At 43.4% G+C, this 16,716-nt stretch carries 18 protein-coding genes and 4 pseudogenes; 17 read left to right on the top strand and 5 right to left on the bottom strand.

Going from position 1 to position 16,716, the window contains the following annotated elements; all coding sequences use genetic code 11:
- Positions 1-54: 54 nt before the first annotated feature.
- Positions 55-942, bottom strand: coding sequence for an SDR family oxidoreductase (locus MMY81_RS27650; RefSeq protein ID WP_252315324.1), 888 nt, complete (start codon positions 940-942; stop codon positions 55-57).
- Between the two features lie 164 nt (positions 943-1,106).
- Positions 1,107-3,128 carry a methyl-accepting chemotaxis protein gene (locus tag MMY81_RS27645; protein WP_252315323.1) on the bottom strand — a complete coding sequence of 674 codons (2,022 nt, stop codon included), beginning with the start codon at positions 3,126-3,128 and terminating at the stop codon, positions 1,107-1,109.
- Between the two features lie 207 nt (positions 3,129-3,335).
- Between MMY81_RS27645 and MMY81_RS27640 the strand changes: the two genes are divergently transcribed.
- The 8 genes and pseudogenes from MMY81_RS27640 to MMY81_RS27610 all read left to right on the top strand — a co-directional run bounded on the left by MMY81_RS27640 (position 3,336) and on the right by MMY81_RS27610 (position 8,693).
- Positions 3,336-3,536 (top strand): hypothetical protein, encoded by a 201-nt coding sequence (locus MMY81_RS27640; protein WP_252315322.1) that lies wholly within the window; start codon positions 3,336-3,338, stop codon positions 3,534-3,536.
- A complete protein-coding gene (locus MMY81_RS27635; protein ID WP_308215512.1) occupies positions 3,521-3,880 on the top strand; it encodes a GNAT family N-acetyltransferase in 360 nt (119 codons plus the stop codon). The genes MMY81_RS27640 and MMY81_RS27635 overlap by 16 nt, the downstream gene beginning before the upstream one ends.
- Positions 3,881-4,052: 172 nt before the next feature.
- On the top strand, positions 4,053-4,184 hold the full coding sequence (locus MMY81_RS33520) for a hypothetical protein (RefSeq protein WP_256497878.1): 132 nt from the start codon (positions 4,053-4,055) through the stop codon (positions 4,182-4,184).
- 215 nt (positions 4,185-4,399) lie between these two features.
- The gene (locus MMY81_RS27630; protein ID WP_252315321.1) at positions 4,400-5,410 is read left to right on the top strand and encodes a DctP family TRAP transporter solute-binding subunit; all 1,011 of its coding nucleotides are present in this window, start codon (positions 4,400-4,402) and stop codon (positions 5,408-5,410) included.
- Positions 5,411-5,432: 22 nt separating this feature from the next.
- On the top strand, positions 5,433-6,011 hold the full coding sequence (locus MMY81_RS27625) for a TRAP transporter small permease (protein ID WP_252315320.1): 579 nt from the start codon (positions 5,433-5,435) through the stop codon (positions 6,009-6,011).
- Complete coding sequence (locus MMY81_RS27620; protein WP_252315319.1) at positions 6,008-7,276, top strand: TRAP transporter large permease; 1,269 nt, start codon at positions 6,008-6,010, stop codon at positions 7,274-7,276. Before MMY81_RS27625 ends, MMY81_RS27620 begins: the two co-directional genes overlap by 4 nt.
- Positions 7,277-7,298: 22 nt before the next feature.
- Positions 7,299-7,553: an HPr family phosphocarrier protein gene (locus MMY81_RS27615; RefSeq protein WP_252315318.1), complete on the top strand. Its 255-nt coding sequence runs from the start codon at positions 7,299-7,301 to the stop codon at positions 7,551-7,553.
- A gap of 89 nt (positions 7,554-7,642) precedes the next feature.
- Positions 7,643-8,693 (top strand): annotated as a pseudogene (locus MMY81_RS27610) (LacI family DNA-binding transcriptional regulator).
- Between the two features lie 10 nt (positions 8,694-8,703).
- Here MMY81_RS27610 and MMY81_RS27605 read toward each other — a convergent pair.
- A pseudogene (locus MMY81_RS27605) lies at positions 8,704-9,251 on the bottom strand (shikimate kinase).
- 174 nt (positions 9,252-9,425) lie between these two features.
- Here MMY81_RS27605 and MMY81_RS27600 point away from each other — a divergent pair.
- Together MMY81_RS27600 and MMY81_RS27595 are read left to right on the top strand one after the other, a co-directional pair.
- Positions 9,426-10,839 (top strand): annotated as a pseudogene (locus tag MMY81_RS27600) (Glu/Leu/Phe/Val family dehydrogenase).
- A gap of 43 nt (positions 10,840-10,882) precedes the next feature.
- Complete coding sequence (locus MMY81_RS27595) at positions 10,883-11,233, top strand: hypothetical protein (RefSeq protein ID WP_252315317.1); 351 nt, start codon at positions 10,883-10,885, stop codon at positions 11,231-11,233.
- 75 nt (positions 11,234-11,308) lie between these two features.
- Here the strand turns inward: MMY81_RS27595 and MMY81_RS27590 are convergent, their stop codons facing one another.
- Positions 11,309-11,578 (bottom strand): glutaredoxin family protein, encoded by a 270-nt coding sequence (locus MMY81_RS27590; RefSeq protein ID WP_252315316.1) that lies wholly within the window; start codon positions 11,576-11,578, stop codon positions 11,309-11,311.
- Between the two features lie 458 nt (positions 11,579-12,036).
- Here MMY81_RS27590 and MMY81_RS27585 point away from each other — a divergent pair, with 458 nt between their 5' ends.
- The 7 genes and pseudogenes from MMY81_RS27585 to MMY81_RS27555 all read left to right on the top strand — a co-directional run bounded on the left by MMY81_RS27585 (position 12,037) and on the right by MMY81_RS27555 (position 16,255).
- Positions 12,037-12,339 carry a hypothetical protein gene (locus MMY81_RS27585; protein WP_252315315.1) on the top strand — a complete coding sequence of 101 codons (303 nt, stop codon included), beginning with the start codon at positions 12,037-12,039 and terminating at the stop codon, positions 12,337-12,339.
- Positions 12,340-12,463: 124 nt separating this feature from the next.
- Positions 12,464-12,727, top strand: a complete 264-nt coding sequence (locus MMY81_RS27580; protein WP_252315314.1) for a hypothetical protein — start codon at positions 12,464-12,466, stop codon at positions 12,725-12,727.
- Positions 12,728-12,891: 164 nt separating this feature from the next.
- A pseudogene (locus tag MMY81_RS35935) lies at positions 12,892-13,321 on the top strand (universal stress protein).
- A 210-nt stretch (positions 13,322-13,531) separates the two neighbouring features.
- Positions 13,532-14,053, top strand: a complete 522-nt coding sequence (locus MMY81_RS27570; RefSeq protein ID WP_252315313.1) for a Crp/Fnr family transcriptional regulator — start codon at positions 13,532-13,534, stop codon at positions 14,051-14,053.
- A 172-nt stretch (positions 14,054-14,225) separates the two neighbouring features.
- Positions 14,226-14,408: a hypothetical protein gene (locus MMY81_RS27565; RefSeq protein WP_252315312.1), complete on the top strand. Its 183-nt coding sequence runs from the start codon at positions 14,226-14,228 to the stop codon at positions 14,406-14,408.
- A 133-nt stretch (positions 14,409-14,541) separates the two neighbouring features.
- Complete coding sequence (gene trhO, locus MMY81_RS27560; RefSeq protein WP_252315311.1) at positions 14,542-15,513, top strand: oxygen-dependent tRNA uridine(34) hydroxylase TrhO; 972 nt, start codon at positions 14,542-14,544, stop codon at positions 15,511-15,513.
- 79 nt (positions 15,514-15,592) lie between these two features.
- Positions 15,593-16,255: a hypothetical protein gene (locus MMY81_RS27555; protein WP_252315310.1), complete on the top strand. Its 663-nt coding sequence runs from the start codon at positions 15,593-15,595 to the stop codon at positions 16,253-16,255.
- Positions 16,256-16,288: 33 nt separating this feature from the next.
- Here the strand turns inward: MMY81_RS27555 and MMY81_RS27550 are convergent, their stop codons facing one another.
- Positions 16,289-16,528, bottom strand: coding sequence for a hypothetical protein (locus MMY81_RS27550; RefSeq protein ID WP_252315309.1), 240 nt, complete (start codon positions 16,526-16,528; stop codon positions 16,289-16,291).
- Between the last annotated feature and the right edge of the window lie 188 nt (positions 16,529-16,716).

The raw sequence follows: 16,716 nt of genomic DNA, 5'->3' as shown, positions 1-16,716 counted from the left end.
ATACAAAAATGGGGACCGATCCTGAGATCGGTCCCCATTTTTCTTATAAAAAGATTAGTTGGCGTTTAATCCGCCGGTAGCACTGTACACGTGACCTGTTACGTAGCTTGATTGTTCAGAAGCAAGAAAAACATAAATACCGGAAAGCTCCACCGGCTGTCCGGCCCGCTCTATTGGAGTGGGCGGCGTTTCTTTTCCGAATTTCGGGATGTTTTCCTGAGGCTGTCCGCCGGAAATCTGCAGCGGTGACCAAAATGGTCCTGGAGCAACGGAGTTAACCCGAATACCCTTAGATGCTACCTGTTTGGAAAGTGCCTTTGTAAAGCCGATAATAGCGCTTTTTGTTGCACCATAGTCAAGCAGCATAGGGGATGGGTCGTACCCTTCCACGGAAGTAGTCGTAATAATGGAGCTGCCCTCCGGCATATGAGGAAGGGCTTCCTGCGTCATCCAGTACATGGAAAAAACATTAGTTTCAAAGGTTGATACGATCTGCTCTGTCGTTAAATCGGCAATATCTTCCACGGCCTGCTGCTTTCCGGCAACCATAGCGAGAAGATCGAGGCCGCCGAGCTCTTTGACAGCGGATTGTACAATTTCACGCGTGACGGTTTCATCACGAAGGTCTCCTGGAATAAGCACAGCTTTTTGACCTGCTTTTTCGATGAGTTCTTTAACTTCCTGGCCATCCGGCTCTTCTACAGGAAGATAGTTAATAGCAACATCGGCTCCTTCACGAGCGTAAGCAATAGCTGCTGCCCGGCCGATGCCGGAATCGCCGCCGGTTACAAGAGCTTTGCGTCCTTTCAGCTGGCCGGTGCCTGTATAGCTTTCTTCGCCGCAGTCCGGCTGCGGATCCATATATTTCTGTACACCAGGTGGTTCCTGATATTGTTTAGGATAGTCGTTATTATAATATTTAGTGCGTGGGTCTTGAACCATGTATGAAAACTCCTTTTGTGTAATATTTACATATTGGTTTTCATTTCCTTTTCAAGAGCATCTTAAACATTCTATCTTCGATATTTTATTTTAGGAAATGATAAAATTAAAAAAATGGAGGTCCCTGCAGGCTGTGCCTGCGGAAACCTCCACTGAAACTTTATTTATTTTTGGGTTGTTTCAAATTTTCCAACCAGCCCATTTAGTTCCTCTGCAAGAAGATGCAGCGTTTGGGCAATTGCATTGATCTCTTCACTAGAAGCAAGCTGCTGCTCGGAAGCTGCAGCGATCTGCTGGGTACTGCTTGTCGTGTTCTGGGAAATCGACGCGATACTCGTAAACGAGGCAGCGACCTGTTCGGATCCAGCGGCCATCTCTTCAGATACCGCAGCCATATTTTCAATTTGACCTGCAACTTTACTGGTGCGCTGGACGATTTCCTGAAAAGTCATCTTGGATTCTTCAGCAATAGATAATCCTTCTTCTACTTCTGTAGTGACTGTACCCATTGACTGAGAGGATTCCGTAATATCGAGCTGGATTTCTTTAATAATTTTAGCAATCTGTTTCGAAGAATCCTGGGAACCTTCTGCCAGCTTACGGACTTCATCGGCTACGACTGCAAAACCGCGGCCCTGCTCGCCTGCTCGGGCGGCCTCAATAGCTGCGTTCAATGCAAGAAGATTAGTCTGCTCGGCGATGCCTGTAATAACCTGAAGAATTTCTTCGATTTCCCGGGACCTTTCGTTCAACGATTCCGTAATGGTTGTAGAGTGTAAAACAGACTGCTGGATGGATTTCATTTTATCCAGGGTTTCCTGCACTCGCTGATCACCTTTTTCGGCAATTTCGAGCGTCTGGCCGGCGTTGTCTGAAATAGAAGAAGAGCTGTCGGCCATCTGCTGGACGCCTTCTGTCATTTCCTCCATGGATTGAAGGCTTTCCATCACACCTTCAGACTGCTTTTCTGATCCGGCAGCCACTTCCTGAATAGAGGCTGTAATTTCTTTTGTTGAGTCTGTAGACTGACCCGAGCTCGTCAGGAGTTCCTGAGAGGAGGTCTTTACAAGGTCTGAGCCTACAGCCAGCTGGGAGATTAAATCCTTAAGGCTGGCCGTCATTGCATTGCTGTTAATGGCAAGCGTTCCGATTTCATCTTTACGATTTACTGCCAGTTCGTCTCCGGTTAAATTGCCGTCCGCAACGAGCTGGACCTGCTCTGCTACCTTGTTCAAAGGAACGCTGATGTTTTTAGCAATAAAGACAGCGGCAGCAACAATAAGTGCAGCGGAAATAAGAATGGCAGTGATGCTGATCCATTGGATAGCATCATTGGCTGCGAGAACATCATTCATTGAAGTTACAGTGAACAGCGACAAACCGGCTGCTGCGATTGGTGAGTAGGCAACCAGCTCTTCGTTACTGCCGCTTTCTATCGTAGCATAGCCGCTTTCCGTTTTACCGGTTTCAAGCAGGCTGTTCCATTCGCCGCTCCAGCCTGCTTCTTCTGTCGTAGTACCGATTAGATCTTCCTGCGGATGAACCTGGATCACATTCTGCTGATCGATAAGAATAGGTTCAGCTGAAGCAAAACCACTGTTATCATCTGTTAAAAATTGAGTCACGACGTTTTCAAAATTAACGGAAGCAGACAAGACGCCTATGTTGTCACCGGCGTCATTTATCACAGGAGCTGCAACGACCACAATACGGTTTCCAGTAGAGTTGGATGTGAGAACTTCTGATGTGGATTCCTCTCCGTTCATCCCATTCTGATAATAATCACGATCGGACAAATCCAATGTATCAATATTTTCCGCAATAGTGTGAGCACGGACTATTCCTTCATCGTCCGTAAATACAACGGTTTCATAGTTATCGTTCTGAGCCTGAATTTCATTTACGAGCTGGAGCTGCGTATCAGGATCATTGCCCCGAATATCTTCGGTTCCGGCACCAAGACGGATTTCATCTAGATGCTTATCGACCCAGCTGTTCATCGCTTCTGCTGTGTATTCAGTAGAAGCTTGTACAGACTCTTCTTCTTTTGCAATAATCTCATCACTGCTCGTATAAAAAAGCAGAAACGATACAATAGTAACTGGAAGAAGCCCAATGAGAAGAAAATAAGTAATCAGCTTTCCTCGTATAGTGGATAAGGTGAACCATTGTTTCATACGTTTCATTTTTCAGCTTCCCTTCTCAACGTTATATAAAATATAGTCTTATTGTCCTGTTTTTGGCTTATTATAAACTGAATTAAGGACTTTATACTTATATTATCGGCAGGGACAGCAAACACTTTACAAAAAAATGAAAAGAATTAAAGCTTTCTTCTTGAAGGAATGTATAAGAAAATAAATAAGAATAGAAAAAGGAGAGGGGAACCAGCCTTGCTGTACATAAAAGAACTACAGGAAGATGATACGAAAGAAGCCGGTCGTTTTCTGCTTGAAACGATGAAAGAAGCTTTTCCATTTCCATTAACGGAAACGGCCAGGCTCGATGCGCAATACATGAATGAACGGTTCATAAAGCCGCAGGGTACTGTCATAATCGGTGCTTACATCGACGGGTTATTGCAGGTACGATAGCAGTAAGACCTTACGATGATAGAATTGTCTCCCTAAAGGGAAGGTATAATTTGGAAGAAACGTGTGAAATTATTAAATGCTATGTTGATCCTTCCATGCGTCAAAAAGGGGTCGGCACGGCGTTACTCACCGAACTTCTTCACTTTTGCAGCCGGCATCATTACCATACGCTTTATCTGCACACTCAGTTATTTTTGGAAGGAGGACTTTCTTTCTGGAAAAAGCACGGCTTTGAAGTAACAGCAGAAGAAAAAGATGAGTGGGAGACCATACATATGGAAGGAAAGTTGACTGCAGTGAGCCGGATGCTGGAGGATACAAAAATGAATACAGCAGAAAAATAAAGCTATTATTCAGCGCTCAACAGCGTTTGCTGGGGAGCTTCGTAAGTACCATTTGAAAAAACGTTATATAAAAAACAATAGTAGATTGTGAACTTTTTTTAACAATTTTAGTGAAAAATGCTTGATTTTTTCAAGGAAGGGAGTATGATAATCTCAATAAGGAGATGATTACATGATTGCAGCACATTTTCTACAAAGCTTCCGCTTTGTCATGATGGGAGCAATGGGGCTTACAGCACTAAGCCTGGTCACTTTCCAGTGCGTCGAATTGTATCACGCATTGATGACAATGTTTCACAAATAAGCATTTACTATAAAAACCCGTTCTCTTTTAAAGTGAACGGGTTTTTGAATGTACTATCACGTAAAAGAAGTTGTTGAATAAAATAATTGAGTGAGGTAAGATGGCAATATTCATGAAAAAGAATAAATTGAGTACCGGTCGATCCGTCTATTAGATCGATCTAATAAAATGAAAAATATGTATGCGCTTACTTGATAAAGATAAGGAGGAGAAACATGAAAAAAATAAAAACAAGTCTTATAGGAGCTGGGTGCTGTCTAATGGCTGCAGGCTGTTCAGGTGTTTCTGGAGAAGAGTCTGAAGATGAAAAAACGATGAGGCTGGCGGTAGTAACGTCAGAAGATCGATCGTTAACAAAAGGGTTATATAAATTTGAAGAAATTGTAGAAGAAGAAACAAATGGAAGCGTCAATGTAGAGGTATATGCAAGCGGACAGCTGGGCGGAGACAGGGAAGTGTTCGAGGGAATGCAGCTTAACACGATTCAGGGAACGACTATTTCCACCGGACCTGTAGCACAGTTTGCAGAACGCTTTGAAGTACTCGACCTCCCTTTTTTATTTCCAGATGAACAAAGTGCCCATGAAGTACTCGACGGACCTATTGGAGAAGACCTGCTGCAGGACCTTCCGGATCAAAACGTTATCGGCATGAACTATTGGGAAAATGGCTTTAGGCAGCTGACTAATGGAGTGAGGGAAGTGGAAAGCATAGAAGATGTTAATGGCCTGGATATAAGAACACTTGAAAATCCGCTGCATATTTCTCTTTGGAATGAATTCGGCGCCAACCCAACGCCTATTAACTACACAGAACTCTACGTAGCGTTGGAGCAGGGGACGGTAAATGGTCAGGAAAATCCGGTAGGTAATGTAACCAATGATAATTTTTTTGAAGTACAGCCTTATATTACGAATACAAATCATATATATAATGCAAGTGTATTTATGATCAGCAAACCTTTTTGGGATTCTTTAACTGAAAATGAACAGAATATTATGACGGAAGCTGCAGAAGAAGCAAAAGATCATCAAAGAGAATTAAATGCATTGGAAAGTGAAGAAGGCTATGAACTATTAGAGGAAGAAGGAATGACAGTTACTGAGCTGACAGAAGAAGAAGAGGAACGCTTTATTGACGCGGCCGATCCTGTGATTGATCAATTTAGAAGAGAAAACGGAGAAGAATTAGTAGATGACATATTAGAAGCGTCCGGCAGAGAGTAAATGAAAGAAAGGAGAGATGATTATGAAAGCGATTAAATGGCTCGACCGGCATTTTGAGGAATTATTTCTCGTGTTCTTCTCCGTTATTATGGTTGGATCGATCTCATTACAGGTTTTTATGCGTTTTATCGTCGGTTCTTCTCTGGAATGGTCGGAGGAACTGGCCAGGTATTGTTTTATTTGGCTGGTCTATATGGGTATCAGCTACGGCGTGAAAAAACAGCGCCATATTAAAGTAGATGTACTGCTCCTTTTATTTAAAGATAAGGGGAAGGTAGTGTTGAATTTTGCGGCTAACTTTATCTTTCTGCTGTTTGCGTTGTTTGTTGTAGTGTACGGATCTTCTATTGCTGTATACATTCTGGGATGGGGCCAGGCTTCTCCTGCTCTCAGCATCCCAATGGGATTGGTTTATCTTGCCACTCCGGTAGGGATGGGAGCAACAGCTATCCGTCTTATTCAGCAGATGATGAAACAGTATACTTTTTTAAGAGGCGGCAAAGTAGATAAAGAGGAAGTAACCGCTGATCGAATGACGGATAATTACGGCGTAAGCGATGAACTCGAAGAAAGCATAGATGGCAGGAGGGGAAGAGCATGACCGCAGTATATTTATTCGGAAGCTTTGCGTTTCTGCTGCTGATCAGCGTGCCGATCGGTATTGCTTTAGGAGTGGCTTCATTAATTGCATTACTTTATTCGGGGGCTCTGCCTGTGGAATATATAGTGCAGAACCTTGTGACATCCGTCGATTCTTTTCCGATTATGGCAGTGCCATTCTTTATTCTGGCTGGTGAGATAATGGGAAAAGGGGGAGTGACAAACCGTTTGTTTGAGGTAGCCAACACATTAGTCGGGAATAAGACCGGCGGTTTTGCAATGGCAACCATTATAACCTGCCTTTTCTTTGCGGCTATTTCCGGTTCCGGTCCGGCAACTGTTGCGGCTATTGGTGGAATTATGATTCCTGCTATGGTGAAAATGGGATATGACAAAAAATTTGCAACAGCCCTGGTAGCGGCCTCCGGCGCGCTGGGGGTCATTATTCCGCCAAGTATTCCAATGGTGATATATGGTATCACAGGAGGAGCCTCGGTCGGCGACTTATTCATAGCCGGCATCGTTCCCGGAATATTAGTTGCCCTTGGTTTGATGCTCTATGCTTATATTTATTCCAGAAGAAAAGGATATCATGGGACCGGTGTTCCATTTACTTTCAGCAAATTAGGTAAAGCCGTCTGGGAGGCCAAGTGGGCGCTCATTATTCCTGTTATTATTCTTGGAGGAATTTACGGAGGAGTGTTTACACCTACAGAAGCGGCTGCCGTAGCAGTAGTTTATGGTCTGATCGCAGGCACTCTCTTATATAAAGAGTTGAAGCTTAAGGATCTTCCGAAAATTATTGCGGATTCCGCACTAACAACAGCTACTGTATTAATCATTATCGGCACAGCTACCGTATTTGGAAGGATTATGACGATCGAGCAAATTCCAGGTCAGGTAGCAGGGGCGATGCTGTCCTTATCTGAAAATCCGATTGTTATCATCCTGATTATTACGGCTATTCTGCTTGTGATCGGGTGCTTCATGGATACGCTCGCGGCTATTATTATTTTAACACCCCTTCTTCTGCCAATTGCAGTAGAACTGGGATACAGCCCGGTACATTTTGGAATTATTATGATTGTTAACCTGGCTATAGGGTTTATTACCCCTCCGCTTGGCGTGAACTTATTTGTCGCTTCCGGTATTTCCGGCATCTCCATTGAATCTCTGTCCAAAGCCGTGCTGCCCTTTTTTGCAGCAATGCTGTTTACATTGTTTATTCTTATTTTCATTCCTCAGCTTACGATGTTTTTACTATAATAAATAAAAAAGGATGGATCGGATGAGACGCGAACAGGAAGTTACCGTACACATTGAGGAAGAACAGACAATCATCGAGCTTAGTGACAGAATGCAGCAGTACGAGGCAGAAGTGTATGTAACAAAAATGTATAGAGGCATGATGCACGAAATTAACCTGAAAAGCCTGCTTGGTCTTATTACTATACATCTGGGAAATGGAGATGCGATAAACATCCGGGCGGAAGGTAACGACGCGGAAGAAGCACTTCATGCAGTGGTAGACTATTTAACTTAAGGAAGAGGCGGGTTGACAGTCGATTTTGCAGCTACGTATAATTAAGAGATTGAATCCGCTTACTCCAGGGACATCCGAAGGAAGTGTAAATCATGAAACAGAATAAATCACGGGTGACTTTAAAGCAGGTAGCTGAACACGCGGGAGTTTCCCGGGCAACTGCTTCTTTAATTGTTCGGAACAGTCCAAGTATTTCCCAGCCGACAAGAGACAAAGTGCTTAAATCGATGAAAGAGCTCGGTTATGTATACGATAGAGTGGCCGCAAGCCTCCGGGAACAGACATCAACCACGGTCGGTTTGATTATTACAGATATTGCAAACCCCTTTTATTCGGATCTTCTTATAGGAGTGCATCAGGCTTTAGAAAAGGAAGGCTATACCGTTTTACTCGGTACGACGTTTGATTCGATTGAAAAACAAAAAAAAACTGCTCTCTACAATGATGGAAAACCGGGTAGGCGGGGTTATTTTATGCCCGGTGTCAAAAGCGTCAATTGAAAATGTGGAAGACGCGGCCCGATGGAACCTTCCTCTTGTTCTGGCTGTGCGGGAAATTGAAGGTATAAAAAAAGACTATGTCGGCATTAACTACGAAGAGGGAGCATTTCTTGCCGTCAATCACCTGATAAACGAAGGGCACCGACGTATCGGCTTTCTTGGCGGGGACGCTGAATCGTCCGCCTGGAAGGAACGCAGACAAGGATACGAACGTGCTTTCAAACAGGCAGGAATAGAAGTAGAAGATAAATATATAGTAGAGAGTTCGGCAGAACGCGCCGGCGGTATAGAAGCCGTTCGTCATCTTGAAGCACATGGTATCATTCCTGAAGCGTTGTTCTGTTTTAATGATCTGGTTGCTTTTGGGGTCATGCAGGAATTAAGGCAGCTGGGGTATGTACCGGGAGAAGATGTGGCAGTGGTCGGATTTGATAACGCGCAGGAGGCATCGGTGTTGTCCTATCCTTCTTTATCCACCGTTTCTTCCCATGCTGAACAGATCGGAAGCTTTTCAGCCAAACTGCTTCACGAAAGAATAAAGGATCCTGCCAGAGCAGAAGAACGGGTAATTTTACAGCCGGATCTGGTAGTCCGGCAGTCTTCTTTGACGAATAAACAGAACAAAACCGATGGTGCCTGAGCCATCGGTTTTAGTCGTTCATTTCCCATGCTACTTTTAAAGAATCTGTAATATACTCTGCCACTTCTTCTTCATTCAGCTGGTCTGTAACCATCTTGGAACTGTGGTCCGAATAGATCATTTTCCGTTTATTAAACAGCTCTTCAATTTCTTCCAGACTCCGTCCCTGGAGTACCGGACGGTTGTCCACAATCATATGGAGGCGTTCTTTCCAGGAATCCCATGTAATATCAAGATAAAAGATAATGCAGTTAGCCATACAGGTTTCGCGACTTCTTCCTGCATAAAAGCGCCTCCGCCGACAGAAATAATCTTTAACTTCTGCTGGGCATAATGCTGAATAAGCTGCTTTTCTTTTTCCCGGAATTCTTTCTCTCCGATGGTTTTGAAAATTTCCGGCACCGGCATTTGATATTCCTGTTCGATGACTTCATCAATATCTATAAAAGACCGGTACAGTTTCTTTGCTACAAGCCTGCCTATGGTCGTTTTGCCAACGCCCATAAATCCGATAAAAACAATACTTTTTTCTCTGAGTGCCCGTTCATTTGTCTGCATAAAAAGCTCTCTTTCCTCTATAAGAATGTCATTTCCAGCTTATCTTCTAAAATGAATTGTACCACATTCCGGACCATACACGCCAAAGCCTTCATCTGAAAAACCGGTGATTATTCCCGGCAGAAAAGTGGAATAGATGAAAGAGCAAATACATAATCGAAAGGGGCTGTCAGTATGATGGATAATACAGAAGCTATTATAGAGCATTCTCTGCAGGCGCTGATGAAAAAAGAGGATTTTCTTCCCGATTTACAGGGTGATGCCAGAGACAAAGCTTTTTCTTCTCTTCTGTCCATTCTTTCCACACCTAATCATATTCATAAGTCTTTTCTAAGGGTGACGCTGCGCGACGATAAAGTAGTTCGGATTCCCGCTTTTCGTGTGCAGCATAATAACACGCTTGGGCTTATAAAGGGGCATTCGTTTTCACGAGAGTGTAAACGAAGAAGAGACGATTACTCTTGCATCGCTGATGTCTCTTAAAAACGCGCTTCATGATGTGCCATTTGGCGGTGCCAAAGGCGGTATTTCCATCAATCCGAGGGATTATAATAAAAAAGAGCTGAATCTAATCTGCAAAAAATACGTGCAGTACTTTGCCGATATTCTCGGCACAGATAAGGATGTCCCTGCACCTGATGTAGGATCAAGCGAAAGAGAAATGGACTGGATGATGGCCGAGTTTAAGAACATTCATCCTGGAGAGTCATACAGAGGAAGCTTCACAGGAAAAAGTGTTCTGAATGGCGGGTCGCTCGGACGAAGAGAAGCCACAGGAAAAGGCGTTTATTTTACCTTTCGCTACATCCTTCATGATTTTCTTAAAGAACATAAAGAAGATTATCCGGACAGTACAAATGCCTTTCTGAAAACGGCGGTACAATACACAGACAAGCCGCTGAAAATTGCCGTACAGGGCTTTGGAAATGTCGGTTCTGTCGCTGCACTGGAGGCGTATCACTGCTCCCGCCTCAATAATAAAGTTGTAGCCGTCAGTGATGATAGAAATGTTACGCTTTATAATGCGGACGGTCTGGCGGTGCCTGTGCTTGCCGCATTTACAAAAGAAAATGAAGGAGATCTTCCCCAAACTGCTGAAGAGATAAAGGCATTGGGTATAGAAGCCGATATCATGGAACGGGATGATATTATTACATTAGACGTGGACGCTCTATTTTTCGCAGCGCTTGGGAATGTTATAGACGAAACCAACATGAAAGATGTAAAGGCGGAGCTGCTCGTTGAAGGAGCTAATACTCCTATTACAGCAGAAGCAGATAAGTACTTAAGCAATAAGGGCACCGTGATTATTCCGGACATTCTGGCTAATGCAGGGGGCGTAATTGTTTCCTACCTGGAATGGCTGCAGGGAAGAGAAACAACCATGTACACCGAAGAACAAGTATTTAAGCAGCTGATTGACAAGATGAAGCACACGATGGATACGATCCTCCCCCAGTTCTTCGGCGATCCTTTTTCGCTCCGCCAAAACTGTTTTATTCACTCTGTCACAAAGCTGTCTACTATTTTATACATCCGTGGAAAAACTGTATTAATAGTGAAGCAGATTCGTTTTCTGCCTTTCTGATTGGGCGTATAATAGATGTACACCAGGAAAAGGGGGCAGGACAATGGATATTTCCTTATATAAAGATGTCATTAAGGACGAACGAGGTAATTATTATAGAGCCATAGCCTACCGAAAGAAAAAATTAGTGCTTGTACACGCATTTATTGACTTGTCATTTGACACGATACTGGAATTCACGCAGAGCTTTCAGGAAAAGTACGGGGAATATGAGCACCAGTTTTTGGGCAAAGAGCCGATGGACAGGCTGCGTCATGATTATATGTTTGCCCTGGAAAACCGTGATGGCATGAGGCTTTACAGTCTGGAAGAAGTAGAAGAATATTACGATATCGAGTTTATAGATGCTATTGAGTTTTTCCGTCATACGCAGGCGGGAAGACCTGCATTGTAATCAAAGAGCAGAAAAATCCCCGATGCCTCAGAAAGGCAACGGGGATTAAAATATACAGCCTGATATTGTTCAGGATTACCTCTTTTTAGCGTAAGCCCCGTTCAATCGGAGAATATTATCAATCTTTTTCGTGTTTGGTCCTACAACGCTGAGCGTTTTATCTTTTATGCTGATAACAGTATAAGGAACAAATTTCTGGCCGGCTTCGCCGAATTCTTTATTCGCAGCCGGATCATTCACGATATCCTTCTCCGTATAGGAGATATTCTGTTCCTGCATCCACGTTTTTATTTTAAGGCAGGATTCACAGTTGGGCTGGGTAAAGACATCAATAGAATAACTCATTGATCTTCCTCCTTCGTTTATTTAGAAGATTCATTGTTGTGGGCATTGGCTTCTTTAATTGCCTTCCATTCCTTTACGATAAGAATGCAGGGGATAACAGAAGCTAATAAAAAAGCAATCATCCAAACCATATCGCCTTCCTGAAAATGATTATAGGCAAAAAAACAGCCCAAATCCAACAAACAGGACTAAATATAGCATTTTTCCAATTTGTACGATAGAAATCTCCATACAGACACCTTTTCTTTCCGGATATTTTCCTTCAGGCATTTTATTTTAATACTTGTAAGTATAGCAAACAACACGCTTCGGAGCGACACTCCTGTTTTTTCCTTCGGCTGATGGACCTCAGGGGGTTTCAAGGAGGCGGAAAAAGGATACATACAATAAAGATAGATTATATATATGCCGATGGTGCCGAACAAAACGGTTTTGGCATAAAGATGGAGGAGAAATGTATGAAAAATGTTTCGAACTGTACATGGAGCCTGGTCGCAGTTTTTGCTGCTGTAGCAGCTGTCGTATTGGCAGCCACCTGCAAGAACAGCCAAAAGGAACTGCCGCAGCGCTCAGAAAAAGAAGAAATCAGTAATTCCCCCAAAATAGACGAAAGAGAGAGCGTGGATGCTCAAATAGATCCTTCAGAAGAAGGTCTTTCCCAGCTGGATTCCGCCCATAAATCAGAATGGCAGGCAAACGGATTTCCACAGACGCATAAAGGTCTGCAGGAGCTCGAAGAAGCTGAAAACAAAAACAAATAAAAGAATGAAGCCGTCCTGGAAAAGGGTGGCTTTTTTTGACGAGAGGGATTTTTATAAAAGAAGTGTTGCTGCTCTTCATTTTGGGAATACAAAGGTCATGAATGATAAAAGGAGAGATAAGGATATGGAAAGAGTATACGTAACCAATGCCTCGACTTCAGAAAGAAATCTGGCCTTTACGAAAGCGGTGCTTGAAAGTGGAGATGCACACGGAACGACAGGCCAGCTTCTGCACGTAGATGGTCTCCTTGACGCAGAAGATTTAGAAGGAAAAGAATTTGAGCTGACGTTTAAGACAGACAAGAATGGACAATTAACAAAAAAAGTAAAGCATGATACATCGTTTCAGCCTAACTATGGCCAGACAACGTTTATTATTGAATCGTAACAAACAGAGAAGCTGTCCCTTTCCGGCAGCTTCTTTTTTTCATGCGATGCCTTAAGATTGTCAATTTTAGTATGCTTCCCTGTGATGTAAATCACACTATTATGCACAAAGACCTATTATACTAAGAGTAGATAAAAAACTACCTTTGAAAGGGGTAATGATCAATGGAAACCTATCAAAAAATTCTAGTAGCTGTGGATGGATCAGAAGAATCTAAAAATGCTTTCAAAAAAGCAATCGCTCTGGCTAAAAAGGAAGATGCAGAGCTGATTATCTGCCACGTTGTCGACACGAGCTCCTATAACAGAATTGAACATTACAGCTCCGCCTTTATTGCAGGTCTCGAAGACTACGCCAAGAACTTGTTGATGACTACGAAAGCAGGCAAATGAAGCGGGAGTCAGAAAAGTAACGCCTGTACTAGAGCATGGGTCTCCTAAAGTGAAAATCCCAAAAGAAACAGCCGGACAATACGAAGCAGACCTTATTATTGCGGGAGCCACCGGTCTGGGAGCCGTAGAACGTTTTATTATAGGAAGTGTGTCCGAACAAATTGCAAGGCGGGCTAAATGTGATGTGCTCATGTTCGAATGACCGAGCAGGAAAGTTAACAAATTTTTTCCAATTAAGCGCATACAAAGAAGTGCTGCACCTGTTATGATTAAGGTAAATAGTAAAGGGAGTGATAACCATGACCTTTGCTTCTTCCATTGAAAGCCGGCGCGTTTAAAGAACAGCCAGGCGGTTCGTGATTTTCTTTATGATGATCCATTTCGCCGGCTGCAAAGCCGGATGCAGCGGCCGGTGATTCATAAGTGCCGCGGGAGCTACCTTTTCTTCGAAGGAGATCGTGCTGATGAATTTTATTTTATTCGAAAAGGAAAGGTCAAGCTCCAGAAAACGACTTCAGATGGCCGGGAGATTATTTATGCCGTTATTAATGAAGGGGACTTGATTGGGGAGTACTACGGAGAGGTCGACGGCTCTTACAGTTATGGAGCGGTAGCACTGGAAAAAGTGGAGGCTTTGGTTATCTCTGCCGGTTCGTTGGAAGATTTGATGAGGGAATCGGGAGAATTTGCCGTTGAGTTTTCAAGGTGGGTCGGCAGAAAGCAGTACTTGTATCAAAAAAGGTGCCGGGATCTGCTGTTGTATGGCAAGAGAGAGGCACTGGCCTCGACGCTTCTCGAACTTGATGCTTCCTTTGGCATCCCCTGTCCGGAAGGGCGAAAGCTGTCGGTCAGGCTCACCAATACAGAAATAGGCGCGTTAATCGGTCTGACCAGAGAAAGCGTGAACCGTTTTTTTAAACAGCTGGAAGCATGAGGATGTTATTGATTTTCAGGAAAATCATATTGTTATCAAGAATATTCGTCACCTGCAGACGTTGATGTACAAATAGAAAAGCAAAATATACCAGCAAAACCGGTGATGTCGTCTGCACCGGTTTTTTGCTATACTAAAGAACATGAAATAAAAAGGAACAAAGGGGTAAACAATGAAGCCGCTACTAATGAGAATCGCGGGACTAATCCTGTTTTTCATGGGATTTTTTCCTATAGCCGGAATTACCGATTACTATTTTCTCATACCGGCCCATCCTGTAGCTTTAGCGGCTACAGTCATGGGAAGCGCTCTGCTTATTCTGTCTTCGGTATTTCGTCCGGCGCGGGAAAAATAGAAAAAAGTGCTCAAGAAAGAAAAGTTGTCAAAAATAGTGGAACTCTATACAATAGTACAGTGTAAGAAAATCGTATGTGTAATAAGCCTTACGAGTTTATATCTTGCAAATATAAAACAATAGGTGATAAAAGATGGAAGAGAACCAGCAGTATCGGGTATTATTGTACTACCATTATGTAACGATTGACGATCCGGAAACGAAAGCGGCCGCCCATTTGAACTACTGTAAGCATATCGGCTTAAAGGGGCGTGTGTTTATAGCGTCCGAAGGGATCAACGGCACCGTTTCCGGTACGGTGGAACAGACCGAAAAATATATCCGCGCCATGCGCCATGATGAACATTTTGCAGAGACTATTTTTAAAATAGATGAAGTGGAAGGACATGTATTCAAAAAAATGCATGTGCGTCCGAAGAAAGAGCTTGTTTCGCTGCGCCTGGAAGATGATATTGATCCGAAAGAGCAGACCGGGGACTATTTAAGCCCGAAAGAATTCTATGAAGCCATGCAGCGTGAAGATACGATTGTTCTTGACGCACGTAACGACTATGAGTATGATATCGGCCATTTTGAAGGGGCTGTACGTCCGGACATCCGCTCTTTTAAAGAGCTGCCGGACTGGATAGAAAAAAATAAAGAACAATTTGAAGGAAAACAGATTCTGACATACTGCACCGGCGGCATCCGCTGTGAAAAATTTTCCGGCTGGCTTAAAGAAGAAGGCTTCGAAAATGTTTCTCAGCTTCATGGGGGCATCGTCACCTACGGAAAAGATGAAGAAGTAAAAGGGGCCGGGTGGAACGGAAATTGCTATGTTTTCGATGAACGCCTGAGTGTTCCTATTAATCAGCTCGAGCATGTCGTTGTAGGCCGTGACCATTTTGACGGGCAGCCGTGCGAGCGCTACGTTAACTGCGGCAACCCTGAATGCAATAAGCAGATCCTCTGCTCGGAAGAAAATGAAGATAAATATATGAGAGGCTGCACGCATGAATGCCGTGTCACGCCGAGAAACCGCTATATTATTAAACATGAACTGTCTAAAGCAGAAGTGGATGATCGACTTGAACTCATTCACCGGGAGAACGTCCAGCACGTTTAGGACGATAATAGCATGATGCCGCGTCCGCCCGGCCTCATGCTTTCTTTCTATCATTGATAACTACATAGGAGTGGAATGGATGAATCAAGAATCGAAAAAGCAGTCAAAGCTAAACCAGATGGATGAGGTAATAAATCATTCAGAAAGCGGGTACTTAAAGACAGTTCACGAAACGGTAAAGCAGATATTTGACCTGGATCTGAAAGAAATTTCAGACCGCGGGGAAGGCTTACAGCAGGAACGTTACAGCGATCCGGTGATGGAAGCGGCGGCGGAGAACCGTCAGCCGATTACCGACGCTGAGATTATGAATCTTCCCAAATGGGAAGTGCTGCAGGACTGCCTGGAGCAGGAAGCGCATCGGGATGGAGAAAGAGCACGGATGTGGATCGATTCTGTATTTGGCATCAACCTCAAAGGTGTGGCATCATTGGAAGAAGCAAGAATCTCTGTTTATTCCAAAGGAATCTGGGTGTCCCGCCAGCCCGAGGATCTTATTGTCATTGATACAGGCAAAGGAGATATAGATGTACATGTTTATCCTTCTGCCGCTTACATAAAATCGGAAGGAACGCCGGAGCTTCCTGTTTCTCTTCAGCAGGCACTGCTTTCCCTGGGGTATATTCGTTTAGAAGAGAATAATGCGTTTTATTATAAAAATGAAAAAAATGAAAGTGTGCCGCCTTCCTTTAAGGGCCGGACAATGGCTGTCATTTCAGAAGCGACTGCTTTATTGACATAATAAAAGCCTCTGCAGGCGGCAGAGGCAGATATTTTATGCTTTTTCTACAATATAGGCTTTTTTCTCAATATACTCTTTGCCGCCGATTTCCTTTGAATGATCGAAGTAGCCTTGTACTTCATGAATGACCTTATACTGGCGGTTAGGATCGCTGAATAAATAATTCTCATTTGTAGCGATTAATGTGACGTGCGTATTTTCCACGAAGCTGTCCAGCTCTTTCGCTGTATAGTTGGCTCCGATTTTTAGTGATTGTCCTGCCTGGCTTCCCATAAAAAATCCTCCTCATAATATCTTATATTGTTACGCATTACCCGTTCTTCAGAAAAGTATGCAGATTTCCCGGAATTTCTAAAGGAGGAATACTATGAAAATAAAAAAATGACCGAAGCAGATATACAAATGTACAGAAGACAGCAGAAGCCTCCTGGCGTGAGGCATATGAAGGTCTGGTCGGAAAA

The organism is Sinobaca sp. H24 (genome assembly GCF_023845525.1).
This window is presented reverse-complemented; position numbering and strand designations above follow the sequence as displayed.